A 23,191-nucleotide genomic window follows, 5' to 3' on the forward strand; every position below is an offset into this window, starting at 1 on the left:
CGGATGCGGGTAGCGCTCGCAGCCGGAACGGTCGCCGCGGGCGCATGGACGGTGCCCGCGCTCGCGCCCCTGACCCCCCTCGTCTCGCGGCCGCTCGCGATCCGGACGACGATCGAGCGCGGGGTCGCGCTCACCTTCGACGACGGTCCGCACCCGCAGGGCACGCCCGCGATCCTGGAGATCCTCGCCGCGGCCAACGTGCACGCGACGTTCTTCCTCGTCGGTGAGCAGGTGCTGCGCTCGCCCACGGTCGCCGCGGAGATCGTCGCGGCGGGCCACGCGGTCGCCGTCCACGGGCACCGCCATCGCAACCTGTTGCGGATCTCGCCCGCGGGCGTGGCGAGCGATCTCGACCGCGCGCATGCGGTGATCGCCGACGTCACGGGGCAAGCGGCGAACGTGCACCGCCCGCCGTACGGGATCTACTCCTGGCCCGCGCTGAACAACGTCCGAGCCCGGGGTTGGACGCCCACGCTGTGGTCGCGCTGGGGGCGCGACTGGACGCGCCGGGCCACCGCGCACAGCATCGCCTCGACGGTCGCCGACGGCGTCCGCGACGGCGACGTGCTGTTGCTGCACGACGCCGACGACTACAGCGCGCCCGGCAGTTGGCGCGCCACCGCCGCGGCGCTACCGCGCGTGCTGGAGGCCGTCGCCAGCGCCGGCCTCGACTTCGCCCAGCTCGATTGAGGGGTGGTAGTACAACGGCACGCACCAGTGGTTGGTGGCGACCCAGTCGCTGTTGGGGAACTCGCCCGCGGCGCCCATGATGCGGTGGCAAGGCGCGTCGTAGACCTTGCCGGTGGACCGCTCGATCGGGTCGAAGACGACGTACTTGTAGAACCCGGAGACCATGCCGTCGGGCAGCCGCAGCCGGCCGGGATGCGCCGCGTCGAGCTCACGCCGCGCCGCCTCGTTCTTGAAGCGCACGATCTCGGGCATGCGCTCGGTCTGCACGAGCCCGAGCGCCGCGGTGAACTCGCTCAGGCGGAAGTTCAGCCCGCTGATCGCGTGATCGGGCTTGCCGTAGTTGCGGAAGCCGCGCGCGAACTCGAGCAGCTCCGGCGAGCGCGCGACCAGCATCCCGCCCTCGCCCGTGGAGACGGTCTTGGTGGCGTAGAACGACCACACGCCCGCGTCGCCCCACGTCCCCGGCCGCCGGCCGTGCCACTCCGCGCCGTGCGCGTGCGCGCAGTCCTCGATCAGGAAGATGCCCTCGGCGCGGCACAGCGCGGCGATGCGCTCGACGTCGAATGCGATGTGCCCGCCGATGTGCACGAGGAACACCGCCTTCGGCCGGTGCACCGCGATCTTGGCCTCGAGGTCGGAGAACGACATGCAGAGGTCTTCGCGGTTGCAATCGACGAACTCGACCTTCGCCCCCGCATGAACCGCGGCCAGCGGCGTGGCCATGAACGTGTTCGACGGGCACAGCACGGTCTCGCCGCGCACACCCGCGAACTCCAGCGCCGCCAGCGCCGCCCCCGTCCAGCCCGAGAAGGCGACCGCGTCCAGCCCGTTCCACGCCGCCCACGCGGCCTCGAACTGCGCGGTCAGCGGCCCTTCAGACCAGCGCTGCGAGGTGATGACGTCGTCCCACAGCGCGTGCAGGCGCGCTCGATCGCGCTCGTCGAAGCCGATCGCGAACTGCCCGAGGCCGCTCACCCGCCGGACGCGCCGAGCCAGGTGGGAAGGGCGATCCGGGTCTCGACCAGCCGCTCCGCGCCGCCGGCCGCCACCGCCAGCAGCACGAGCAGGGTCGCGTGGCCGGAACCGACGTCGACCGCCGCGGGCCACGGCACGAGCGCGAGCGCGAGGCTTACGACCGCGGCGCCCCACAAGCCCGCGCGCAGGCGCGACGCCGTCGGTTCCTCCCATCGGAACCCGCCCGCCAGCCACAGCGGGAGGAGCAGCAGGAGCACGCTGAAGAACGTGTTGTAGCGATTCAGGTCGGAGTCGAGCGGGATCAGCACCGCGAGCCCGACGAACAGGACCGCGGTCACGAGCGCCCAGCCGAGCGCCCACGCGCTGCGGCGCATCAGCGCGGTCACGACCCGCTCGCGCGCGGGAACCGTCACGACCACCGGTGTCGCCGCCTCCTGGCGCCACGCCACGTAGCGGCGGACACCGTCCTCGAAGGCCGTCGTCGGGCGCCAGCCCAGCTCCTCCGCCGCGCGCTCGCCGCACACGGGCGCGCCGGCGAAGTCCCCGGTGCGGCCGGGCACGAAGTCGATCTCCGCGTCGCCGACCACGGCGCAGACGGTCTCGGCGACCTCGCGGATCGTCACGTCGCGATCGCCGACGAGGTTGTAGGTCCGGTTCACCGCAACGGGGTCGAGCGCCCGCACGACGCCGGCCGCCAGATCCTCGACGTAGACGAACCGGCGCGACTGCGAACCGTCGCCGGCGACCGTCAGCGGCTCTCCCGCCAGCGCCCGCCCGACCATCGCCGGCACGACCGCCGCGGGCCGCGCGCGCGGGCCGTACGGGATGCCGAACCGCAGGATCGTGTACTCCAACCCGTAGAGCTCCGCGTAGCTGTGGCAGTACAGCTCGCCCGCGAGCTTGGTCGAGGTGTAGAAGTGCGCCGGCGGACTGAGCGGCATCGATTCCTCGTGGCGATCGGCCGTCGTGTCCGAGTAGGTCCAGATCGTCGAGGCGTAGACGACGCGGCCGACGTCGCAGCGGCGGGCGGCCTCGAGCACGTGCAGCGTGCCGCGGACGTTGCGGCGCTCGGCGTCCACCGGGTCGGCGAACACCTCATTGACGTCCGCCGACGCCGCGAGGTGGATCACGGCGTCGCACCCACGGAGCGCCGCGCACACGCCCTCGAGATCGTCGAGATCGCCTTCGACCGCGTCGACGTCCGGGTGGTAGGGAGACGGGCGGACATCGAAGATCCGCGGGCGGTGGCCCGCCGCGAGCAGCCGATCGACGACGTGCGAGCCGATGAAGCCCGACCCGCCGGTGACGAGCACAGAGGAGCCACGGAGCATTGCCGCCACCCTAACGTCAGATCGATGAGCCGGAGCCGAGCGGATACGAGATGTTCAGGTTTCGATCACGCGCCGGCTGGATGTCGCGCTTGGTCACCGCCGTATAGGCCACCAGGGCGACGAAGAGGATCAGCGCGAGGGCGCTGACGGTTCCGTCGCCCAGCCCGAGACCGGTCTGGGCGTGCGGCTTTCCGAGCCAGTCGACGACCGAGGCGCCGAGCGGGCGCGTGATCACGTACGCGCTCCAGAACGCGACGATCGGATTCAGGTTGCCGCGCCACCAGGCCAGGCCCGGGATGACGATGGCGACAGCGAACAGGAACACCGAGTCGAGGAAGCCCAGGTGCAGCGAGATCGCCGTGAGGTCGCCCGCGGCGGTGCCGAGCGCGAACGTCGAGAGCACCGCGCACCAGTAGAAGCGCTCACGCCGGCGGGTGAGGATCGTGTGGATCGAGAGCGTGCCCTCACTGCGGTGCCAGCGGAAGAAGACGTACGCGGTGAGAGCGGCGAAGACGGGGGTCGTCACCGCGTACGAGACGCCGGTGCCGTCCTTGAGGACGTCGGCGATCATCGTGCCGAAGATCGCGACCATCATCACGGCGAACCAGTAGACCGGCGCGCGGTACTCGCGCTGGCGCAGCTGCAGCCGCATCGCGTACGCGAAGCCGAAGACGCCGATCGCGCCGCCGATCGGCACGCTCTTCTGCCCGAGGAAGTCCGACATGGCCTCGCCCATGCCGGTGGTGAGGATCTTCAGCACCCAGAACATCAGGGTGATCTCGGGCACTTTGGCCGCAAGCGGTTCTCGGGACGTGGTCGTCCGTGTCATGTCCATCGCGTCACCGTCGCGACGGACGGTGAGAGGACGCCGCGATCGGCGCGTCCGTTCAGGTTGCGTTCAGCCGCGCGCGGGCACGAGGCCGTGGTCGTACGCGTAGATCACGATCTGCACGCGGTCGCGCAGCTCGAGCTTGGCGAGGATCCGCCCCACGTGGGTCTTGACCGTCGCCTCCGAGAGGACCAGCGCGTCGGCGATCTCCGCGTTGGAGAGCCCCCGGGCGACCGCGAGCAGGACCTCGCGCTCGCGCGGGGTCAAGGTCGAGGCGGCCAGGTCGAGCGGCTCGGCCGCGGGCAGCTGGTGCGCGATCGTCGCCAGTAGGCGCCGCGTGGTGCTCGGCGCGACGACCGCGTCGCCGCTCGCCACCGCGCGGATCGCCGACAGCAGGTCGGTGGGCTGCGCGTCCTTGAGCAGGAAGCCGCTCGCTCCCGCGCGCAGCGCCGCGTGGGCGTACTCGTCGAGATCGAACGTCGTGAGGATGATGATCCGCGCGCGGCATCCGGCGCTGACCAGCGCCTGCGTCGCCTGCACGCCGTCCAACTCCGGCATCCGTACGTCCATCAGGATCACGTCGGGTTGCAGCGCCTTGGCGAGCGCGACGCCCTCCGCCCCATTGGACGCCTCACCCACGACCGCGAAGTCGTCCTGCGCCTCCAGGACCATGCGAAAGCCCATGCGGAGCAGTTCCTGGTCGTCGACGAGCAGGATGCGGGTGGTCATACCGGCGCGCCGGATCGAAGCAGCGGAACCGTGAGACGGACCTGCCAGCCGCCGTCGCGTCCCGGCCCGGCCTCGACGAGCCCCTCATAGACCGCGGCGCGCTCGCGCATCCCGCGCAGGCCGGCACCGGAATCGCCCGGCGGGTGCGGGGCGGGACCGTCGGCGGTGTCGACGACCTCGACCTCGATCGCCTCCGGGCCGTGGTGCACGCGCAGCCGCGCGCTCGCCCCCGGACCCGCGTGCTTGAGGGTGTTGGTGAGCGCTTCCTGGACGATCCGGTAGACCGCGAGTTGCAGGCCGGGCGGGAGCGGCGCCTCTGGGCTGCCGCTGACCTCGTAGCTCACCGGCAAGCCCGCCGTCCGGACGTCCTGGAGCAGCTCGTCGAGCTCGCGCAGCCCGGGTTGCGGAGCGAGCTGCGCCGGGTCGTGATCCTCGCGCAGGACGCCGAGCAGGCGCCGCATCTCGGTCAGCGCCTGGCGGCCGGTGCGCGACGCGGTCCGCATCGCGTGCTCGGCCCGCTCGGGCTCGTGCTCCATGGCATAGGTCGCCCCGTCGGCCAGCGCGATCATCACCGACACGTTGTGGGCGATCACGTCGTGCATCTCTCGCGCGATCCTCGCCCGCTCCGCGGCGGCGGCGAGCCGGCCCTGCTGATCGCGCTCGCGCTCGAGGCGCTCGGCGCGCTCGTGCAGCGAGATCAGCAGCGCGCGGCGATTGCGGGTGCTGGTCCCGAACACCGCGGCGGCGGTCGCGAGCCCGGAGAGCCCGACGAACGCGTAGAGATGGCCCGGACCCTCGCTCCAGCGCAGGACGGCGAGCAGGATGCCCGCCTCCACGACCCCCACGGCGGCGACGGTGGTGCGGGTCGGTTCGGCCACCGCGACGCTGTAGAGCGCGATCAGCAGCGCCGCGTCGCCGAACGCCCGGACGTCGCACAGCCACTGGATGAACGCGATCGCCGCGATCGCCGCGAACGCGAGAACCGGCCGGCGCCGGCGGACCAGCAGCGGGAGCGCGAGGGCGATCGTGAAGGCGCGGCTCGCCCCCGAGTCGGGGATGTCTCCCCCGCCCGACAGCAGGCCCACCGCGAGCAGGCCCGCCACCAGCGCCGCGTCGCCGATCAGCGGGTGGCGCCGCAGCAGGGTGGCGAGACGCATGATCGCGGACGACGCTCGCTGCGGCACGCTCCCCACGGTACTTACGCGTCGCGCCGGACGAGCAGCACCGCCGCGGCGCCGACCACCACCGCCGTGTACCCGCAGAACACCGCGAACCCGGCCCACGGCGACAGGTGATGGGAATCCTCGAAGGTGCTCGTCGCCACCGCCATGGCGGCGTTGAGCGGCAGGTAGGGGTTGATCGCGTCCGACGTCGTCGAGGGCAGCAGCGCGGTCACGCCCGGGAGGACGAACAGCAGTGCGACGAAGGCGCCGATGCCGCCGGCGGTGTTGCGCGTCAGTGCGCCCAGCCCCATGCCGAGCGCGCCCAGCACGGTCAGGAAGAGCGCGGTGCCGACGACCGCCCGCAGCGCGTGCGGATCGCCCAGCGTGCGATCGAGGTGATGCCCGGCGACGATCGCCTGCACCACGAAGAACGACACGAACGTCGCGGCGAGCATCAGCACGAACGTGACGGCGGCGAAGATCGACAGCTTGGCGATCAGCACCGGCAGCCGTCGCGGGACGGCCATCATGCTGGAGCGGATCATCCCGGTCGAGTACTCGCCGCTGATCACGAGCACGCCGAGGACGCCGATCGCGAGCATGGCCAGGTGGTATCCGCCGACGCCGGTGTCGATCGCGTCGAAGTGTGCGCGTTCCTCGGCCGAGATCGTGGCCCAGCGGTTCATCTGGACGGCGGCGATGACGATCCCGGGCGCTGCCATGGCCAGCACGGCGGCGAGGAGCGACCAGCGCGTGGAGCGCAGTGACCAGAGCTTGGTCCACTCCGAGCGCGCGACGCGCACTTGGGTGACCCGCCCGCGGAAGGTGGTGGCGGCGAACGCGCTCATGCCACCAGCTCCAGCGACTCGTGGGTCGAATGTGTGCCGTACTCGACGGCGTCCGCGGTCAGGCGCATGTACGCGTCCTCCAGCGAGGCCAACTGCGGTGTCAGCTCGTAGAGCACGAGCCCCTGCTCGGCGGCGCGCTCGCCGATCCGCTCGGCGGAGAGCCCGCGGATCTCCAGCACGCCGCGCTCCGCGCTGCGGATGTGGACGCCTTCGGCCGCGAGCGCCTCGCGCAGCGCCGTCGCCTCGGGCGCGCGCACGTGGACCGCCGCGTCGGCCGAGGCCTGCGCGACGACCTGCTCGACCGTCGTGTCGGCGATCACCCGCCCGCGCCCGACGATCACCAGGTGCTCCGCCGTGACCGCCATCTCGCTCATCAGATGCGAGGAGAGGAACACGGTCCGGCCCTCCCCGGCCAGGCGCTTGAGCAGCGTCCTGATCCACAGGATGCCCTCGGGGTCGAGGCCGTTGGAGGGCTCGTCGAGGATCAGCGTTTGTGGGTCGCCGAGCAGCGCGGACGCGATGCCCAGCCGCTGCCCCATGCCGAGCGAGAACCCGCCCGCCCGCTTGCGCGCCACGCTGGCGAGGCCGACGATGTCGATCACCTCGTCGACCCGCTGCCGGCCGATGCCATGCGTCTGCGCCATCGCCAGCAGGTGGTGGTAGGCCGAGCGTCCCGTGTGGATCGCGCGCGCCTCGAGCAGCGCACCGACCTCGTGCAGTGGCGCCTCGAAGGAGCGGTAGCTGCGGCCATTGACCCGGACCCTCCCACTGGTGGGAGCGTCGAGCCCGACGATCATCCGCATCGTCGTCGACTTGCCCGCTCCGTTGGGACCGAGGAAGCCGGTCACGACGCCTGGCCGGACGACGAAGCTGACGTCGTCGACCGCGAGCTTCTCGCCGTAGCGCTTGGTCACATGGTCGATTTCGATCATGGCTCAAGCGTCACGCGTCACGCCGCCGCGCACCATGCGCCGCGAGGATGGACTTTGCGGCTTCAGGGTCATCCGGAGGTCGTAGGCGTCAGGCCGATGCCGGGAGCTCGGCGGGAGTCTGGTCGCGCTTCGTGAGGCTCAGGAAGACGACGAGCGCGAGGATGCAGCCGAGGAAGAGGTAGCTCGTCCCGGTCGTCCCCAGCCCGAGCCCGCCGTTCTTGGAGGACTGCGACAGGCCGTCACCGATCGAGGCGCCGAGCGGGCGGGTGAGGATGTAGGCCAGCCAGAAGGCGAGCACGGCGTCCATCGCCAGCCAGAAGTACGCGGCGGTGATGAGCGCGATGACGCCGCCGAAGATCAGCGCCGAGACCCAGAACCCGAGCGCCAGCTTCTCCGCGAACAGGTCGCCGGCCGCGGTGCCGAGCGCGAACGTGAACAGGATCGCGAGCCAGTAGAACGCCTCGCGGCGGGTGGTGACGATCGAGTGGATCGAGAGCGTGCGCTCGCTGCGATACCAGGCGGCGAACGTGGCGGCGAGGGCGATCGCGAAGACGACCGTGCTGATCACCAGCGAGACGTTGAAGCGATCGGTCAGGTTGTCGGTGATCAGCGTGCCGAAGACGCTGATGAACACCACCGCGAGCCAGTAGACGGGCGGGACGTAGCGCGGCAGCCGGAACTGGATCACGAGCAGCACCCCCAGCAGCACGCCGGTCACGACCGTCGTCCACGTCAATCCGAAGCCGAGGTTGTCGTTGAGATAGTCGGCCGCGGTCTCTCCGACCGTCGTGCACATGATCTTGATGACCCAGAAGTAGAGGGTGACCTCTGGGACCTTGTTGAGCATCTGGCGTGTGGTCATCCGCATGCGCCGCAGCGTCGCGCGGAGTACCTGACGGGATCCTGACTACTGGAGCGCCGTGCTCGGAAGGCGCAGCTCGAACGCGGAGCCCGCGACGATGACCTCTCCCCCGGCGGCACGCGCGAGGCGGCGCGAGAGCGCGAGCCCGAGTCCCGCCCCGCCGGCGCTGCTGAAGCCCGGGGCGAAGATCCGCTCGGCGTCCTCCTCGGCGACGCCCGGGCCGTCATCTGAGACGACGATCAAAACGTCCGCGCCGGCGCGGCGCACCTCGACGCGCACGTCGTGTTCGGCGTGACGCAGCGCGTTCTCGACCAGCGGCTGGACGGCGGCGATGACGAGGTCCTGATCGGCACCGACGGTCACCGGTCCAGGCGGCGCGATGACCTCGACCTGCGCGCTCGCGAGCTGGCGGATCGTGGCGGCGGCGTCGGAGGAGCCCGGCGGGCCCGTGGCCTCGCTGCGGGCGGCGGTGAGCAGGGTGTCGATGACCGCGGCCATGCGATCGGTGCCGGCGAGCACGCGGTCCAGCGCCGCGCGCAGCTCGGCGTCGCTGCGGTTGCCGCGCAACGCCAGCTCGGCCTCGCCGCGCAGCCCGCTGAGCGGCGTGCGCAACTCGTGCGCGACCTCGGCGGAGAAGCGCTGCTCGTGCCGCAGCGCGGCGTCCAGGCGCCCGAGCAGGCCGTCGAGCGTCGCGGCGAGCGAGGTCAGCTCGTCGCGGGGATCGCCGAGGTCGAAGCGGCGGTGCAGGTCGCGCTCGCCCCATTGCGCGGCCTGCGCGGTCATGCTGGCCACGGGTCGCAGCGCGGCGTCGACCGCGCGGCGGGCGAGCAGTGCCCCGGCGGCCAGCACCAGCAGCGACAGCAACAGCGTTCCGGCCGCGACCAGATGCTCGGTGCGTTCGTAGGCGGCGAGCGAGATGCCGACCACGACCGTCCCGACCCGGCGCTTGCCGTCGCGGTCGTAGGCGGGGACGCCGAGGAGCCGCGCGCGCTCGTCGATCGAGCGCTCCGTCGGCGTCTTCACGCGGCTCAGCGCCCGCGCGGTCGCGTATTCGCGATCATCGCCCGGGGGCCGCTCGACGACGCGCCCGTCGAGGTCGAAGACCCAGGCCTGCTGGTCGAGCACCGCGTCCCCCGTGACGTCGTGCACCGCGAGGCGCGGCCCGCTCGTGTCGAGCGTCGCCAGCTGGGAGGCCGCACGCTCGCGCAGCACCGAGGATGCGTCCGCGCTCAGCCGGTTAGCCAGCACCAGGTTCAGCGTCACACCGACGATCGCCAGGCCCACGCCCAGCACGCCGAGCGAGGCCAGCGTGACGCGGTTGCGCAGGCTCACCGCAGGACGTAACCGACGCCGCGCACGGTCACGAGCTCCTCAGCGGCTCCCAACTCGCGCAGCTTGCGCCGCAGGCGCCCGATGTACGCATCGAGCGTATTGTCGTGCACGATCGCGCCGTCGGGCCATGCGGCCGCGACGAGCTCACGCCGGCGGAGCACTTCCCCGGGCCGGCCGGCGAGCGCGGCCATCAGGCGAAACTCGGTCGGCGTCAGCGCCTCGGTCCGCTGGGCGAGCGAGACCCCGTGCTTGGTGGGATCGAGCCGCAGGCCGCCCGACGGGCCGCGGGCTTCGCCACCGGGCGCGCGCTTGAGCAGCGCGCGGATGCGCACGATCAACTCGGCGAGTGCGAACGGCTTGGTCAGGTAGTCGTCGCCGCCCGCATGAAAGCCCGATAGCCGGTCGGTGAGCTGGCCACGGGCGGTGAGGAAGAGCACCGGCGCGTCGACGCCGTGGGCGCGCAGGGCCTGGCAGACGTCGCGGCCGTCGGCGTCCGGCAGCCCGATGTCGAGCACCAGGAGGTCGGGCGGATCGGCGGAGAACGCGCGCACCGCCTCGCGGCCGCCGGAGGTGGCCAGGACCTCGAACTCCTCGTCGCGCAGCGTGCGCGTGAGCACCGAGCGCAGGTCGTCGTCGTCCTCGCAGATACCGATTCTCATCGCTGACACCGCTGACCATCATGGCGCGGGAACCGCGACCGCGGGACCGCTGTTCAGGTCGCGTTCAGGCGCCCCGCGCCAAGGTGAGGGTCCGATGACCGCTCAATTGACCGATTGGATCGCCGCCCACGGCGTCCTCGCCGTCTTCCTGCTGATGGCCGTCGACGCCGTTCTCCCCGCCGGAGGCGAGCTCGTGATGCTCTTCGCCGGCGCGCTCGCCGCGGGCGCGATCTCCGGCGACCGCATCACGGTGTTCGGCCACACGCTCTCCACCGGCCTCGAAAGCTTTCTGGTGATGGTCGCGGCGGGCACGCTCGGGTACACCGTCGGCGCGCTGATCGGCTGGTGGGTGGGTGTGCGGGGCGGGCGCGAGTTGGTCGACCGCCACGGCGGCAAGCTGCATCTCGGCCCGGCACGGTTCGCCCGCGCCGAGCGCTGGTTCGCGCGCTTCGGCCCGGCCGCGGTGTTCCTCGGCCGGCTGACGCCGCTCGTGCGCTCGTTCGTCTCCATCCCCGCCGGCGTTCTGCGCTTCCCGTTCTGGCCCTACACGGTGCTCACGCTCGCCGCCTCCGCGATCTGGGCGTTCGCGTTCGCGGGCGCCGGCTGGGCGCTCGGCGACCAGTGGGAGAAGGTGCACAGCGCGTTCCGCTACGCCGACTACGCGGCGGTGCTCGCGATCCTCGTCGTGGCCGCGGTTGTGCTTCGCCGCACGCTGTCAGGCCGCGCCCGCACGCGCTAGACCGTCGCGAGTCAGGGCCACGGAGACAGAAAGGGCGTTCTCACGCGCGCCGATCACCCCGCCCACGGCAAACGTGACACGTGGATGGTGAGCGAGCGTCGACTTTCGTGAGCGGAGCGCGAGAAACTCGACGCTCGCGTCGCGAGCGCGAACCTGATCGACCACGGCGACCGGGACACGGCGTGTGCGCTGCTCCCCCTTCCCCACCCGGCGCAGTTGACGTCCGTCCCTCAACACGGATCACAGGTCGCGGAGCGTTTCGATCGAGGGGCGGCGAAGCGCGCGCAGGGTGAGCGTCGCCGCGATGCCGGTGGCGGCCAGCGAGACAGTGGCCGCTGCCACGAGGTAGAGCCAGGGAACCGCGAGCGTGTCCGGCGGTGGGTCGAAGACGCCGGTCAGCACCTTCACCAGCACCACGCTCAGGCCGCTCGCGATCGCGGCGCCGAGGGTGAGGCCGACGCCGGTGACGAACGCCGACTCGCTCCACACGAACGCGCCGAGCTGGCGGCGGCGCGCGCCGAGGGCAGCGGCGATCGCGAACATGCGGCGACGCTCCTGGAAGCCGAGCGCGAGCGCGAGCCCCGTCGCGGCGATGGCCAGGATCAGCGCGAAGCCGAGCTCGACGCGAGTGAGGCCGGAGAGCTCGACCGCGGTCAGGTTCGAGCCGACCACGCGGCGCGAGTCGGTGATGTCGCTGACCTGGGCGTCGGTGACCTTGCGGATCCGCTGGGCGACGGTCCTCGGGCTCGTTCCGTCGGTCTGGACGAGGAACGAGCCCACGACGTCGCTCCCGGTGGCCTGGGCGACATGGTCGGCGTTGGCGACCAGGAAGGAGTCGGTCGGCGCGGTCGGGAACTCCTTGACGATCCCGGCGTAGTGGAACGTGACGGTGCGCAGGGCCTTGGTCCGCCCGTCCTGGAGCCGTAGGCGCAGCTGATCCCCAGGCTGCAGCTGGAAGTCGTGCACGGTCTCGGCCGCGACGAGGATGGCGTCCGGCCGGCCGGCGAGGGTCTGCATCAGCGCTGCGGCCGTCCCGCCGCCGAACCACGCGTTCTGGAGCTTGCCGGCCGTGCCGATCGAGCCGGGACGGACGCCGTAGAGGTCCTGGAGGTCCGCGCCGACGTAGGCGAAGCGGTGCTGCAGCGGTTCGACGCTGCTCACGCCCGCGACGTGACTGAGCCGGCCGGCGTACGCCGGCCCCACGCCCGCGCCGGGCGATTCGACGACGGTGACATCGGCGCCGTTGGTCAGCCGCGCGTCGACCTCGGCCTGCTGCTGGTAGGTCGCGTTGAACACCGCCGTCGAACCGGCGAACGCCGCGGTGAGCGCGACCAGCGTCACGGCGCGCGCGAGCAACCGGCTCGGGCGCCCCATCGTGGCGGCGACGGTCGGTGCCAGCCCCGCCGCGAGGGGGCGTACCGCTCGCGAGAGCCCCGCGCGGCCGCGCCGCAATGCCAGGTCCGCGATCCGGAAGACGAGCAGCCCGGCGCCGAGCCAGATCAGCACCGGTGCGAGCAGCGCGTACCAGTTGACCGAGACCTGGGCGACGCCCTCGGGCGCGAGCACGAGGTTGTAGCCGCCTTTGGATGCCTGCCAGAAGACCAGGCCGCCGAGCACGAGCGCAATCACGTCCACGAACCCGCGCTGCCACCACGGCGCCCGACCCGCCCGCCCGACGACCCGCCGCTGGCCCGCGACGGTCAGCTCGCGGGCGTCACGCCACGCGGGGATCGCGATCGCGCCGGCGGCCACGAGCAGTCCCGCGAACGCGGCTCCGCCCGCCCACAGGACCGCCGCGAGCGTCCCCGCCCCAAAGCTCGCCGTGCCGAACGTCGTGGCACCGATCGCCCGTGCGGCGGCGAGACCGGCGAGCACGCCCATCACGCCCGCCAGCGCCGCCTCGGCGAGCGCCAGCCGCAGCAACTGGCGGGTGGTGGCGCCGCGGGCGCGCAGCAGTGCGCCGTCACGCCGTCGCCGGCCGGCGCCCGCGACGGCGATCGTCGCCGTCACCAGGGCAGCGAGGATCACCCCCGGAAGGCCGAGGAAGAGGAACAGCAGCTGCGCGTAGAGCGCGTCCTTGCGGGCCTGGTCGAGCGCGGTACCGAGGTTGTCCCCCACGCGCGCGCCGCCGGCGAGCCGCGTCTCGAGGTTCAGCGTCCGGCCGTTGACCGTCGAGTAGGCGGCATTCGGGCTGCCGGGCAGCGAGGCGTGATCGACGAGCGCGTGCACCTGGGTCGTCGCGCCGCGCCGCGCGAGCCGGTCGAACGTCGCCTTCGGCAGCAGCACCACGTTGTCGGGCGGGGCCGACGCCTGCGCGCCGGGCGGCGCGCCGACGGTCTGAAACAGCGAGTCGGCGGTCGGCAGGTCGACGACCCCGTCGACGCGCACCTGCGCCGCCGGGGCACCCGGGCGGCCGATCGAGATCGTGTCGCCGGGCGCGGCGTGGAGGTTCGCCGCCGTCTGCTGCGCGAGCAGGACGCCCGTCCCGGAGCCCGCGAGCGTCCGCAGCGTCCCGGGGAACGTCGCGCCGTAGCCGTCCGGAAGGCCGAGCACCTTGCCCGGGCCGGTGCGCTGCGTGGAGCCGCCGGTCGTCGCGGCCAACCCGGTGGTCGACCCGTAGCCGACCGGGAGCGAGCGCTTCACGCCCGGCGAGCGCTGGACGCCCTGCTCGACCGCCGCGAGCGACCCGCCCGGCTGCACCTCGACCTGCCAGTCGACCGGCACGCGCGCCGCGGCGCGAGAGGTCATCTTCGCGCTCGTCGACGCGAGGAACGCGCCGATCGAGGCCACCAGCGCAACGCAGACGGCGACACCGGCGGCGGTCGCGGCCAGCCGCGCGCGGCGCTGGCCCAGCAGGCCGCGAAGCCAGGTCAGCGTGGCCATGTCGGCACCTCCAGGGAGAGTCGCCCGCTGGCCATCTTCCAGCGGGTGTCCAGGCGGGCGGCCACGACGGGGTCGTGGGTGCTGACGACGAGCGCGGCGCCGGCGTGGTCGGCGGCGGCGAGCAGCACGTCGATCACCCGCTCGGCGGAGACGTGGTCGAGCTGCCCGGTCGGCTCGTCGGCCAGGATCATCCGCGGCCCGCGAACGAGCGCGCGGGCCACGGCGACGCGTTGCGCCTGGCCGCCGGAGATCTCCTCGGGCAGCTTCTCGGCGAGGTCGCGCAATTGCAGCCGCTCGAGCGCGGCGAGCGCTCGCGCACGGGCGTCGTCCTCGCCCGCGAGCAGCAGCGGCAGCTCGACGTTCTCGACGACGGTCAGGGGGTCGAGCAGGCTCGGCCCCTGGAAGACGACGCCGATGGGATCGGCGTCGCGGTGCACGGTGCCGACGGTGGGCGCGTCGAGCCCCGCCAGTAGGTGCACGAGCGTCGACTTCCCCGAGCCGGACGGGCCGACGAGCGCGATCCGGTCGCCGGCGCGCACCTCGCAATCGGTCGGTTGCAGGGCGACGGTCGCGGCGGCGCCGCTGCCGAACGTGCGGGCGGCGCCTTCGCAGCGCGCGAGGATCACGGCTGCAGCTCTCCGTCGTGCAGGCGTAGCTCGCGGTCGGCGGCCGCGGCGACGGCGGGCGAGTGGGTGATCACCACGACCGCCACGCCCGCGTCGGCCTGGGCGCGCAGGAGCGCGAGGATGCCGGAGGCGGTCGCCTCATCCAGCTCGCCGGTGGCCTCGTCGGCGAGCACGAGCGGCGGGTCGTTCGCCAGGGCGACCGCGAGGCCGGCCCGTGCCAGCTCACCGCCGGAGAGCTGGCTGGGACGCGCGCGGGCGCGGGCGGCGATCGCGCAGCGCTCCAGGACGCGGTCGCGGCGCGCCGGATCGGGCGTTCCGTTGAGCTGCTGCGCCAGCGTGACGTTGCGGGCGACCGAGAGATGCCCGACGAGGTTCGCGTGCTGGAAGAGCAGGCCGACCCGCGCCGCCCGCACCCGCGCGCGCTCGGCCTCCGGGCGCCGCGAGAGCCGTTCGCCGGCGATGCGCACCTGCCCGCCGTCGGGCTCGTCGAGCCCCGCGAGGCAGTTCAGCAGCGTCGACTTGCCGGAGCCGGACGGCCCGGTGATCGCCACCAGCTCGCCGGCGTCGACGGCGAGCGAGACGCCGCGCAGCGCGAGCGTCTCCTCGTCGCCGGCGTGGTAGAAGCGATACAGCCGCTCGGCCTCGAGGATCATGCCGTCCACCGCAGCGAGTCGGTGACGACCCGCCAGGGATCGACGTTGTCGGCGCCCTTGGGCCCTTTGAGCGTGAGCACCGCGTGCTCGCTGCCGCGAGTGAAGACGTAGCGCTCGACCGCGTTCGTGCGGGTCTTGCCGGTCACGGCATCCGGCTCGCTCTGCTGCTCGAACGTCGCCCGCTCCGCGCTGCCCCCGGTGCGCTTGACCGTGGAGGTCTTCGCCCCGGCCGGCGCGGCGGACGGCGCGTTTCCCCACGCCAGCTCGATCGAGTTGAGCTTGTCGGTGAACGTCACGACGCTGCCTCTCTCGGTCTGCGACCACCCTTCGGGAACCTTGACCGAGTAGGGCGCGCCGGGCGCATGGAAGGTCACGTAGGCCTGGTTGTCGGGGATATCGCCGGCGGGGCTGACCTCGGTGGGCGCGGGGGTCGGCGTGGACGTCGATCGCGCCTTCGGGGTCGACGCGGCGCCGCACGCGGCGAGCGCGAGCGCCGCCCCGGTGGCGAGGACTGCGAGCAGGCGAGATGGCATGCCGGCGACGCTAAGCAGGACCGGTCACCGTCCCGTCGGCGCCAGGTCAACGCCGGGTCAAAGTTCGGCGGCGGGGTCGTGGCGCAGGGCTACGGTGAGCGACATGATCCTGCTGGTGGAGGACGATGACGCGATCGCCTCCGGGCTCGTCCGGGTGCTCGAGAGCCAAGGGTTGCCGGTCCGGCGGCTGGCTCGCGGCGCGGGTGCGGTCGCGGCCGCCGACGCGGGCATCGAGCTCGTGATCCTCGACCTCGGCCTGCCGGACATCGACGGCATCGAGGTCTGCCGGCGCCTGCGCCGCACGCGCCCCGAGCTCGCGATCTTCATCCTCTCGGCGCGCGACCAGGAGCTCGACATCGTCGCGGGGCTCGACGCCGGCGCCGACGACTACCTCGTCAAGCCGTTCCGGCTCTCGGAGCTGCTGGCCCGGGTGCGCGCCCACCTCCGGCGGGTCGCCGAGCGGGCGCCGGCCGAGGAGGAGGAGCCGCTGCGCGGCGGCTCGGTCACGATCGACGTCGCGGCGCGGCGTGCCTGGAGCGCCGACGAGGAGCTCGCCCTTCGCCCGAAGGAGTTCGACCTGCTCGCGGTGCTCGTCGAGGATGCCGGCCGCGTGGTCACCCGCGAGCGGATCATGCGCGAGGTCTGGAACACCGAGTGGCTCGGCTCGACCAAGACGCTCGACACCCACATCCTCTCGTTGCGCGGGAAGCTCGGCACCGACACGATCACGACGCTGCGTGGCATCGGCTATCGCTTCGAGGCCGGATGAGGCGGCGCCTGATCATGGCGATCGCCGGCGTCGCCGCCATCGCCGTCGTGCTGTTCGCCGTGCCGCTGGGCCTCGTGCTCGGGCGCTCGTACCGCGACGAGGAGCTGCTGCGGCTGCAGCGCGACACGATCGCCGCGACCCGCGCGGTGGACTTCTCCACCGATCGAACAGACCCGGTTGAGTTGCCGCCGAGCAGCGACGCGCTCGCCGTCTACGACCTCGCCGGGCGGCGCCTGAACGGCCGCGGACCGGCCCGCGCCGACGCGGTCGTGCAGGCGACGCTGCGCTCCGGGCGCCCCTCCGACGAGGCGCGTGCCGGCCGGCTGTACGTCGCGGTGCCGATCGTCGTGGCCGAGCAGGTCTCCGGCGCGGTGCGCGCGCAGCGCAGCGATGCGGCAGCGTCGCATCGCACCGCCCGCGCGTGGGCCTTGCTCGCCGCGGGCGCGGGAGCGCTGGTCGTCTTCGCGATCCTCGCGGCGCTCGTCCTCGCCCGCCGGCTCGTCGCCCCGCTCGATCGCCTGGCGAGCGCGGCCGAGGGGCTCGGTGAGGGTGACTTCGCGGCGCGCGCGCCACGCTCGGGCATGGGCGAGCTCGATGCCGTGGCCGACGCCCTCGATGTCACGGCGGCGCGGCTCGGCGAGCTCGTCGCGCGCGAACGGGCGTTCAGCGCCGATGCCTCACATCAGCTGCGCACGCCGCTGGCCGCGATGCGGATCGAGCTCGAAGCGCTCGAGTTGCGCGGCGAGGAGCTTCCCGCCGCGCTGGAGCAGGTCGGGCGGCTGCAGCAGACCGTCGAGACGCTGCTCGCCGTGGCGCGCGACGCGCCCCGGCGCGACGGGACGACGAACCTCGCCGGGCTGGTGGACGAAGTGACCGCGCGCCGGCGAGGAACGCTGGCCGCCGACGGCCGTCCACTGCAGGTCCGCGCCAGCGCTGCTGACCCCGTCACGAGCGCCTCGGCGCGGGTCATCGGCGAGGCGCTCGAAGTGCTGCTCGACAACGCGGGCCGCCATGGTGCGGGAGCGGTCACCCTCACGATCCGCGACGCGGGGACGTTCCTGGCGATCGACGTCGGCGACGAGGGCGCGGGCTTCGCGGGCGACCCCGAGGAGGCGTTCACGCGGCGCGCCGGCGCCGTTGACGGCCATGGCATCGGCCTTGCGCTCGCCCGCTCGCTCGTCCTGGCCGAAGGTGGGCAGCTGCTCGTGACGCGAGCCGGCCCGCACCCGGTTCTCACGATGCTGCTCCCACGCCGCACCTGAACGCAACCTGAACGCCTGCTGGTACTTCGGGAGACCGTCGTTAGGGTCACCTAAGTGGCCTCCACCGTCTCCTCCCGCCGGCGCCGTTCCCTGCTCTGGATCGTCGCCGCGGCGATCGTCGTCGGTCTCGTCTACCTGATGGCCACCGCGTCGACCGGCCCGGTCGATCCGACCGAGGTCACGCATGCCCAGAGCAGCGCGACGATCGTCTTCAACGCCGGGATGATCGTCTTCCGCGAGGGCCTGGAGGCGGTGCTGATCTTCGCCGCGGTCACCGCGAGCTTCCAGGGCGCCAACAAGACCCGGAGACGCCCGGTGATCCTCGGTGCCGCTTTCGCGTTCGGCGCGGCCGTGATCACGTGGTTCGTCGTCCAGGCCGTGCTCGACGCCGCGTCCTCGCTCGGCCCGCGTCTGGAGGCGATCACCGGCTTCCTGGCGATCGTCGTCCTGCTGCTCGTCCTGAACTGGTTCGTGCACAAGGTCTACTGGTCGCAGTGGATCGGCCGCCACCACCGGCGGCGTCGCACGCTCCTGGCGCGGGCGGGGTTCGGCGCCACGGTCGGGCTCGTCGCGCTCGGCTTCACGAGCGTCTACCGCGAGGGCTTCGAGGTCGTGCTGTTCCTGCAGAACCTGCAACTGCAGGACGGCACCGGGACCGTGCTCGAGGGGGTCGGCATCGGTCTGATCGCGACCGCGATCGTCGGCGTGCTCACCTTCTGGCTGCACGCGCGTCTCCCCTACCGCCGCATGCTGATCCTCACCGGCGTGCTCGTGGGCATCGTGCTCGTCGTGATGATCGGCGGGACCGCGCTCAGCTTCGTCGAGCTCGGCTGGCTCCCGCGCCACGACACGCCGTTCACGGTGCCGGAGTGGATGGGCGCGTGGTTTGAGATCTACTCCGTGTGGGAGACGCTCGCCGCCCAGTTCCTCGCCGCCGCGTTCGTCGTTGGCTCTTACTACGCCGCCGAGTACGTCAAGGTCAAGCGCCCGCAGCGCCGCGGCGAGACCGTGACGGCCACCCGCTCGACCGCCGCACCCGAAACCGAGCAGGTCCTCAGCTAGCCGAACGGCCCGTGGTCGTGCTCCTCGACGTCCGGGATCGTCGAGCTGCCGCGGGAGCCGTCGGCGGCCTTGAAGCCGAGCTTGTCCAGCGCGGATTGCAGCGAGGCCTCATAGCTGGCACTGGTGATCGTGGCGCCGCTGACGGCATCGATCGCCGCGGTCTGCTTGGTCAGCGCGCTCTGGCGCAGCAGCGGCTCCGCGCTGGAGCTGATCTGCACCGACTTGGGGTCGTTGCCCTGCAGCTGGAGCGCCTCGACCTTGGTGATCTTGCCGCCGGACACGGTCACACGGACCTGGGCGTTGCCGTAGCGGGTCGGGATCGAATCGCCGGTCGCGACCTTCGCGCCCGCGCTGTTGGAGGGCGCCGGAGTGGCCGCGGCGGCCGGGCTCTGGCCGGCGGACGCGCTCGCGGTCGGAAGCGCCGGCTCATGGGCCTTGAAGTGCAGGACCGCCGCCAACCCGGCGGCGGTCGCGGTGAGGACGATCGGCGAACGGCGCATCGGACTCCCGGGCTTTAGAGGGCGAAGGATTCGTGGTGGATGCGTGCCGCCGGGACGCCCGCCGCGCGGACGGCGGCGACGAAGGCCGCGGTGAAGCCGTCCGGACCGCAGACGTAGACGTCCCGGTCGGCGAGGCCGGGAGCGAGCGCCGACAGCGCGGCGGCATCGAGGCGCACCCGCTCGCGCGGTCCCACCAGCTCGCGCAGCCGGCCGCCGCGGGCCGCGACCAGCTCGGCGATCTCGTCGCGCAGCACCAGATCCTCGCGTCTTGAGCCGCGCAGCAGCACGACCACGTCAGCGGTGCGCGGCAGTTCCTCCAAGAGCGCGCGAACGGGCGTGATGCCGACGCCGGCGCCGGCCAGCAGCACGCGGTCGCCGCGGCGGGCGTCGGCGGTGAACGCGCCGTAGGGACCTTCGATCGCGACCCGCGTGCCGGGCCGCAGGCGCGCGAGCGCGGCACTGTGGTCGCCGAGGTCCTTGACCGTGATCCGCAGGCGGTTGTGGCGCGGCGCGGCGGAGAGCGAGTACGGATGCGCCTGCCACCAGAGCCCACGCCGCAGGAACCGCCACTGCAGGAACTGGCCGCCCGCGACGGGCAGCTTGTGCAGCCTGCGGCCCTTCAACAGGACGGAGAACGTGTCGGGCCCTTCGCGCTCGACCGCTTCGACGGTCAGGCGGTGCGCCAGCGAGCGCGAGACCGGCAGCAGGATGCGGCAGGCCACGACGAGGACGAGCGTCCCGACCCACAGCGCCGTCCACCACGTCTTCGCCCACGGATGCCCGACGAACGACGCGCCCGTGTCGACCTGGTGCGAGAACGACAGGAACAGCGCGAGGTAGGTGTAGAGGTGGACCGACCACCACGTCTCGTACGCGAGACGCCGGCGGGCCAGCCGGTACGACGTCACCCCGGCGGCGATCAGCGCAACGAACCCGACGGTCGCCGCCAGGATCCCGGGGTACGTCCACAGCAGCTGCCCGAACTGGTGCAGCAGCCCGTCGTGCGCGGCCTGCGCGTAGCCGACGGTGATCAGCACCCCGTGCGCGACGAGCAGGTACAGCGGCCACGGGCCGAGCTTGCGGTGCCAGCGCACGAGCCGGTCCTGCCCGACGGCGCGCTCGAGCGGCCCGCAGCGGGCGACGAGCACGACCACCACGACCATCGCGTACGCCGCGGAAAGGCCGGCGATCCTCCCGAGCGCGGTGGCGATCCCGCCGGCGGCGCCCAACGAGCCCGCGCTCTCCGCCGAGACGCCGAGGGCGAGCGTGATCCCGAGGCCGAGTCCGGCGAGAGCCGCCAACGTGTCGACGACGAGCGCACGCGGGCGAGCGGGCATCCGCCGCCGCACGATCCGCACCCGCTTGCGGGCGACCGCCGCCGGGCCGGTCGGAGGCGAAACGCCGGCGGCCGGCGCGCGATCCTCGCCCTGCCGCCTCGCGTCTTCCTCGCCTCCGCGGCCCGCCCACAGGGCGCCCGCGCTCACTCGTCCTCCTCCAGGAGCGGGAAACCCGGCGTCGACAGGACGGTGCCGTCGGCGAGGATCGTCATCGCCTCGTAGCCGTCGAGGCCGAGCGTCCACGCCGGGCCGTCCGCGCCCATCGCGAACGCCGCGGTGCTGTAGGCATCGGCCGCTCCGAGGTCGGCGCCGGCCACGGTTACCGACAGCACGCCGCCCGGAGCGGCCGCCGTCCACGGGTCGATGATGTGTTCCCCGCGTTCGTAGGTGCCCGAGGTCGCGATCGCGAGGTCGCGCGCCCGCACGCGCGCGGCGACGGCATCGGGGTCGAGCGGGTGCTGGATGCCCACCCGCCATCCGCGCTCCGGGAGCGCGTCGCCGCGCGTGATGACGTCGCCGCCGGCGTTCAGGCAGAAGTCGGTGATCCCGCCGTCGTGCAGGATGCCGGCGACGCGCTGCGCCGCCCAGCCCTTGACGAGCGCCGAGGGATCGAGCCGGCCGGTCGCGTAGGCGTCGAAGAACCCGCCGGTCTGTAGCCGCAGCGCCGCGCAGCGGTCCAGCACCCAGCGCAGGTCCGCCGAGATCTCGGCGACCTCGCCGCGCTCGAACCGGCGGAGCTCGCTGTCGGCGCGAAACGGACTGAAGCGCACGTCAGCCTCCTGCAACGAGGCGAACGCAGCGCGCAGCACGGCCGGGTCGGGCGCGGTGGTGCGGACGTCCAGCGAGACGACCGTCCCCATCACCCGCTCGACGAACACAGATCGTGGGAGCGGCACGGTCGGCATGCGATGAACGGTGCGGGCGTTGCGTAAGCGTTGGTTGCAAAATCGCTGGGAAGTTGCTGAGAGACGCCCCGCGCAACTAGACGACGCCGCCCGTCGCGACCCCGATGGCATACGTGATCGCCATCGCCAGCGATCCCCACAGCAGGACACGCCCCGTGGCGAGGAGCGGCGGCGCTCCGCCGAGCCGGGCGCCGGTCGCCCCGAGCAGTGCCAGCGCCAGCAACGTCACGACGACGACGGCACCCTCGCGGATCGATCCGGAAGCCAGCGCTGCGGCTCCCAGCGGCAGGATCGCGCCGGCCGAGAACGCGGCCGCCGAGGACCCCGCGGCCTGCAGCGGACGCGCTCGCCGGCTCTGTTCGAGGCCGAGCTCGTCGCGCGAGTGGGCCTCCAAGGCGCCGTGCGCCGTCAGTGCCGCCGCGACCTCTTGCGCGAGGTCGGCGGGCAGGCCGCGAGCGCGGTAGATCCCCGCCAGCTCACGCAGCTCGCCCGCGGGATCCGCGGCGAGCTCGCGCCGTTCGAGCCGGAGGTCGGCCTCTTCGGTGTCGCGCTGGGAGCTCACGGAGACGTACTCACCCGCGGCCATCGAGAGGGCCCCGGCGACCATCCCGGCGATGCCGGCGGTGAGCACCGCGGCGCTCGATCCGCCGGCGCCCGCGACGCCGAGCACCAGGCTCGCGGTTGACAGGATGCCGTCGTTGGCGCCGAGGACGGCGGCGCGCAGCCAGTTCGACCGGCTCCCGAGATGGACCTCGCGATGCCGGCGACGGGACGCGCTCATCACCGAGCGAGTCTCCCAGACGGAGTCACCGGGATTCGCGGCGCGCATCGGGAAGCGTCCTCAGCCAGGCGTTGATCGCCGCGAAATCGGCGTTCTTGACGACATCCGGCGGGAAGAGCCCGTGGCCGTGGACCCCGCGGAACTGCTCGAGTTCGACACCACCGGCGAGCGCCGGCCCGCGCTGGCCCTGGGCGTGGTCGCCGTGGCAGGACGCGCAGCCGAGGCCGTCGGTGGAGAACGCCTGGCGGCCCGCCTCGGCGGGTGGCGCGCCCGTGGCGAGCGCGACCTCGAGCTGCGCCGTCCCGGAGGCGGTCTGCGCGAGCTGGCCGCCGGAGTCGATGCCGACGCCGTGCTCGTAGGTCATCCGCCCGCCGATGTAGCCCTGCGCGAGCACGGCCACCAGCGCGAGCAGGCCGCCGGCGACGAGCTCGAGCCCGTGCGTGTGGCGGTCGGTGTCGGCGCGGCGATAGCGCCATGCGGCGACGGCCACGACGATGACGGCGAGTGCGATGCCGAGCCAGAAGTGCACCGTGCCGAGCCGGCCGCTGTTCCCCCGCAGCTCCGTCTTGGACTGACCCCAGACGAGCAGCCCGGTGAGCCCCGCGAGGGCGACGCCGGCGACGGCGGCGCCCACGACCCACGGCTCGGCCGCGGCCAGCGGCGTGCCGCCACGGCCGCTGCGGCGGACGAGCAGGATCAGCAGGTAGACCGGGACGGCGACGACCGCGAGGTGCGTCGCCGCCCCGTGAAGCTCCGAGAGATGCGGCATCGCCGCAGGGTCCCGACCCACA

The 23,191-nt window shown here is 73.1% G+C and carries 24 protein-coding genes; 5 read left to right on the forward strand and 19 right to left on the reverse strand.

Annotated elements, in window-relative coordinates:
* Nucleotides 1–3: 3 nt before the first annotated feature.
* Nucleotides 4–690: a polysaccharide deacetylase family protein gene (locus OM076_RS15205; protein WP_270040852.1), complete on the forward strand. Its 687-nt coding sequence runs from the start codon at nt 4–6 to the stop codon at nt 688–690.
* On the opposite strand, the gene OM076_RS15210 is transcribed toward OM076_RS15205, so the two are convergent.
* The 10 genes from OM076_RS15210 to OM076_RS15255 form a co-directional block, all read right to left on the reverse strand.
* A complete protein-coding gene (locus OM076_RS15210) occupies nt 631–1,665 on the reverse strand; it encodes a DegT/DnrJ/EryC1/StrS family aminotransferase (protein ID WP_270040853.1) in 1,035 nt (344 codons plus the stop codon). The genes OM076_RS15205 and OM076_RS15210 overlap by 60 nt on opposite strands.
* Nucleotides 1,662–2,996 carry an NAD-dependent epimerase/dehydratase family protein gene (locus OM076_RS15215; RefSeq protein WP_270040854.1) on the reverse strand — a complete coding sequence of 445 codons (1,335 nt, stop codon included), beginning with the start codon at nt 2,994–2,996 and terminating at the stop codon, nt 1,662–1,664. Before OM076_RS15215 ends, OM076_RS15210 begins: the two co-directional genes overlap by 4 nt.
* A 16-nt stretch (nt 2,997–3,012) precedes the next feature.
* Nucleotides 3,013–3,825 carry a COG4705 family protein gene (locus OM076_RS15220; RefSeq protein WP_270040855.1) on the reverse strand — a complete coding sequence of 271 codons (813 nt, stop codon included), beginning with the start codon at nt 3,823–3,825 and terminating at the stop codon, nt 3,013–3,015.
* 69 nt (nt 3,826–3,894) lie between these two features.
* The gene (locus OM076_RS15225; RefSeq protein WP_270040856.1) at nt 3,895–4,554 is read right to left on the reverse strand and encodes a response regulator; all 660 of its coding nucleotides are present in this window, start codon (nt 4,552–4,554) and stop codon (nt 3,895–3,897) included.
* Nucleotides 4,551–5,711: a sensor histidine kinase gene (locus OM076_RS15230; protein WP_270040857.1), complete on the reverse strand. Its 1,161-nt coding sequence runs from the start codon at nt 5,709–5,711 to the stop codon at nt 4,551–4,553. The genes OM076_RS15225 and OM076_RS15230 overlap by 4 nt, the downstream gene beginning before the upstream one ends.
* Before the next feature lie 41 nt (nt 5,712–5,752).
* Nucleotides 5,753–6,565 carry an ABC transporter permease subunit gene (locus OM076_RS15235; RefSeq protein WP_270040858.1) on the reverse strand — a complete coding sequence of 271 codons (813 nt, stop codon included), beginning with the start codon at nt 6,563–6,565 and terminating at the stop codon, nt 5,753–5,755.
* Nucleotides 6,562–7,497 carry an ATP-binding cassette domain-containing protein gene (locus OM076_RS15240; protein ID WP_270040859.1) on the reverse strand — a complete coding sequence of 312 codons (936 nt, stop codon included), beginning with the start codon at nt 7,495–7,497 and terminating at the stop codon, nt 6,562–6,564. Before OM076_RS15240 ends, OM076_RS15235 begins: the two co-directional genes overlap by 4 nt.
* A gap of 88 nt (nt 7,498–7,585) precedes the next feature.
* Nucleotides 7,586–8,365: a COG4705 family protein gene (locus OM076_RS15245; protein ID WP_270040860.1), complete on the reverse strand. Its 780-nt coding sequence runs from the start codon at nt 8,363–8,365 to the stop codon at nt 7,586–7,588.
* A 39-nt stretch (nt 8,366–8,404) separates the two neighbouring features.
* Nucleotides 8,405–9,691, reverse strand: a complete 1,287-nt coding sequence (locus tag OM076_RS15250; RefSeq protein ID WP_270040861.1) for a sensor histidine kinase — start codon at nt 9,689–9,691, stop codon at nt 8,405–8,407.
* Entirely contained in the window at nt 9,688–10,350 is a 663-nt protein-coding gene (locus tag OM076_RS15255) for a response regulator transcription factor (protein WP_270040862.1), read from the reverse strand. Before OM076_RS15255 ends, OM076_RS15250 begins: the two co-directional genes overlap by 4 nt.
* A gap of 94 nt (nt 10,351–10,444) precedes the next feature.
* Between OM076_RS15255 and OM076_RS15260 the strand changes: the two genes are divergently transcribed.
* Nucleotides 10,445–11,089, forward strand: a complete 645-nt coding sequence (locus OM076_RS15260; RefSeq protein ID WP_270040863.1) for a DedA family protein — start codon at nt 10,445–10,447, stop codon at nt 11,087–11,089.
* A 240-nt stretch (nt 11,090–11,329) separates the two neighbouring features.
* Here OM076_RS15260 and OM076_RS15265 read toward each other — a convergent pair whose 3' ends face one another.
* From OM076_RS15265 to OM076_RS15280, 4 genes are read right to left on the reverse strand one after another with little or no spacing between them, the layout of a single operon-like run.
* On the reverse strand, nt 11,330–13,972 hold the full coding sequence (locus tag OM076_RS15265; protein WP_270040864.1) for an ABC transporter permease: 2,643 nt from the start codon (nt 13,970–13,972) through the stop codon (nt 11,330–11,332).
* Nucleotides 13,960–14,595: an ABC transporter ATP-binding protein gene (locus OM076_RS15270; protein WP_443732131.1), complete on the reverse strand. Its 636-nt coding sequence runs from the start codon at nt 14,593–14,595 to the stop codon at nt 13,960–13,962. Before OM076_RS15270 ends, OM076_RS15265 begins: the two co-directional genes overlap by 13 nt.
* A complete protein-coding gene (locus OM076_RS15275; protein WP_270040866.1) occupies nt 14,595–15,251 on the reverse strand; it encodes an ABC transporter ATP-binding protein in 657 nt (218 codons plus the stop codon). Before OM076_RS15275 ends, OM076_RS15270 begins: the two co-directional genes overlap by 1 nt.
* On the reverse strand, nt 15,248–15,784 hold the full coding sequence (locus OM076_RS15280; RefSeq protein WP_270040867.1) for a hypothetical protein: 537 nt from the start codon (nt 15,782–15,784) through the stop codon (nt 15,248–15,250). The genes OM076_RS15275 and OM076_RS15280 overlap by 4 nt, the downstream gene beginning before the upstream one ends.
* Nucleotides 15,785–15,887: 103 nt before the next feature.
* Between OM076_RS15280 and OM076_RS15285 the strand changes: the two genes are divergently transcribed.
* From OM076_RS15285 to OM076_RS15295, 3 genes are read left to right on the forward strand one after another with little or no spacing between them, the layout of a single operon-like run.
* On the forward strand, nt 15,888–16,553 hold the full coding sequence (locus OM076_RS15285; protein ID WP_270040868.1) for a response regulator transcription factor: 666 nt from the start codon (nt 15,888–15,890) through the stop codon (nt 16,551–16,553).
* Nucleotides 16,550–17,815: a sensor histidine kinase gene (locus OM076_RS15290; protein WP_270040869.1), complete on the forward strand. Its 1,266-nt coding sequence runs from the start codon at nt 16,550–16,552 to the stop codon at nt 17,813–17,815. The genes OM076_RS15285 and OM076_RS15290 overlap by 4 nt, the downstream gene beginning before the upstream one ends.
* A 54-nt stretch (nt 17,816–17,869) precedes the next feature.
* Nucleotides 17,870–18,877, forward strand: coding sequence for an FTR1 family protein (locus OM076_RS15295; protein ID WP_270040870.1), 1,008 nt, complete (start codon nt 17,870–17,872; stop codon nt 18,875–18,877).
* Here the strand turns inward: OM076_RS15295 and OM076_RS15300 are convergent.
* From OM076_RS15300 to OM076_RS15320, 5 genes are all read right to left on the reverse strand, one after another.
* Nucleotides 18,874–19,377, reverse strand: a complete 504-nt coding sequence (locus OM076_RS15300) for an FMN-binding protein (RefSeq protein WP_270040871.1) — start codon at nt 19,375–19,377, stop codon at nt 18,874–18,876. The two genes, OM076_RS15295 and OM076_RS15300, sit on opposite strands and share 4 nt — an antisense overlap.
* 14 nt (nt 19,378–19,391) lie before the next feature.
* Complete coding sequence (locus tag OM076_RS15305; protein ID WP_270040872.1) at nt 19,392–20,861, reverse strand: ferredoxin reductase family protein; 1,470 nt, start codon at nt 20,859–20,861, stop codon at nt 19,392–19,394.
* On the reverse strand, nt 20,858–21,619 hold the full coding sequence (locus OM076_RS15310) for an FAD:protein FMN transferase (protein WP_270040873.1): 762 nt from the start codon (nt 21,617–21,619) through the stop codon (nt 20,858–20,860). Before OM076_RS15310 ends, OM076_RS15305 begins: the two co-directional genes overlap by 4 nt.
* 76 nt (nt 21,620–21,695) lie before the next feature.
* Complete coding sequence (locus OM076_RS15315) at nt 21,696–22,400, reverse strand: VIT1/CCC1 transporter family protein (RefSeq protein ID WP_270040874.1); 705 nt, start codon at nt 22,398–22,400, stop codon at nt 21,696–21,698.
* A gap of 25 nt (nt 22,401–22,425) precedes the next feature.
* The gene (locus tag OM076_RS15320) at nt 22,426–23,169 is read right to left on the reverse strand and encodes a DUF2231 domain-containing protein (protein WP_270040875.1); all 744 of its coding nucleotides are present in this window, start codon (nt 23,167–23,169) and stop codon (nt 22,426–22,428) included.
* Between the last annotated feature and the right edge of the window lie 22 nt (nt 23,170–23,191).

Source organism: Solirubrobacter ginsenosidimutans (assembly GCF_027587205.1).

Coding starts and splice junctions, on each gene's coding strand:
- OM076_RS15205 (WP_270040852.1), top strand. CDS start 4: ATGCGGGTAGCGCTCGCAGCCGGAACGGTCGCCGCGGGCGCATGGACG.
- OM076_RS15215 (WP_270040854.1), bottom strand. CDS start 2,996: ATGCTCCGTGGCTCCTCTGTGCTCGTCACCGGCGGGTCGGGCTTCATC.
- OM076_RS15220 (WP_270040855.1), bottom strand. CDS start 3,825: ATGACACGGACGACCACGTCCCGAGAACCGCTTGCGGCCAAAGTGCCC.
- OM076_RS15225 (WP_270040856.1), bottom strand. CDS start 4,554: ATGACCACCCGCATCCTGCTCGTCGACGACCAGGAACTGCTCCGCATG.
- OM076_RS15230 (WP_270040857.1), bottom strand. CDS start 5,711: ATGCGTCTCGCCACCCTGCTGCGGCGCCACCCGCTGATCGGCGACGCG.
- OM076_RS15235 (WP_270040858.1), bottom strand. CDS start 6,565: ATGAGCGCGTTCGCCGCCACCACCTTCCGCGGGCGGGTCACCCAAGTG.
- OM076_RS15240 (WP_270040859.1), bottom strand. CDS start 7,497: ATGATCGAAATCGACCATGTGACCAAGCGCTACGGCGAGAAGCTCGCG.
- OM076_RS15245 (WP_270040860.1), bottom strand. CDS start 8,365: ATGCGGATGACCACACGCCAGATGCTCAACAAGGTCCCAGAGGTCACC.
- OM076_RS15255 (WP_270040862.1), bottom strand. CDS start 10,350: ATGAGAATCGGTATCTGCGAGGACGACGACGACCTGCGCTCGGTGCTC.
- OM076_RS15260 (WP_270040863.1), top strand. CDS start 10,445: ATGACCGCTCAATTGACCGATTGGATCGCCGCCCACGGCGTCCTCGCC.
- OM076_RS15265 (WP_270040864.1), bottom strand. CDS start 13,972: ATGGCCACGCTGACCTGGCTTCGCGGCCTGCTGGGCCAGCGCCGCGCG.
- OM076_RS15275 (WP_270040866.1), bottom strand. CDS start 15,251: ATGATCCTCGAGGCCGAGCGGCTGTATCGCTTCTACCACGCCGGCGAC.
- OM076_RS15280 (WP_270040867.1), bottom strand. CDS start 15,784: ATGCCATCTCGCCTGCTCGCAGTCCTCGCCACCGGGGCGGCGCTCGCG.
- OM076_RS15285 (WP_270040868.1), top strand. CDS start 15,888: ATGATCCTGCTGGTGGAGGACGATGACGCGATCGCCTCCGGGCTCGTC.
- OM076_RS15290 (WP_270040869.1), top strand. CDS start 16,550: ATGAGGCGGCGCCTGATCATGGCGATCGCCGGCGTCGCCGCCATCGCC.
- OM076_RS15300 (WP_270040871.1), bottom strand. CDS start 19,377: ATGCGCCGTTCGCCGATCGTCCTCACCGCGACCGCCGCCGGGTTGGCG.
- OM076_RS15310 (WP_270040873.1), bottom strand. CDS start 21,619: ATGCCGACCGTGCCGCTCCCACGATCTGTGTTCGTCGAGCGGGTGATG.
- OM076_RS15315 (WP_270040874.1), bottom strand. CDS start 22,400: ATGAGCGCGTCCCGTCGCCGGCATCGCGAGGTCCATCTCGGGAGCCGG.
- OM076_RS15320 (WP_270040875.1), bottom strand. CDS start 23,169: ATGCCGCATCTCTCGGAGCTTCACGGGGCGGCGACGCACCTCGCGGTC.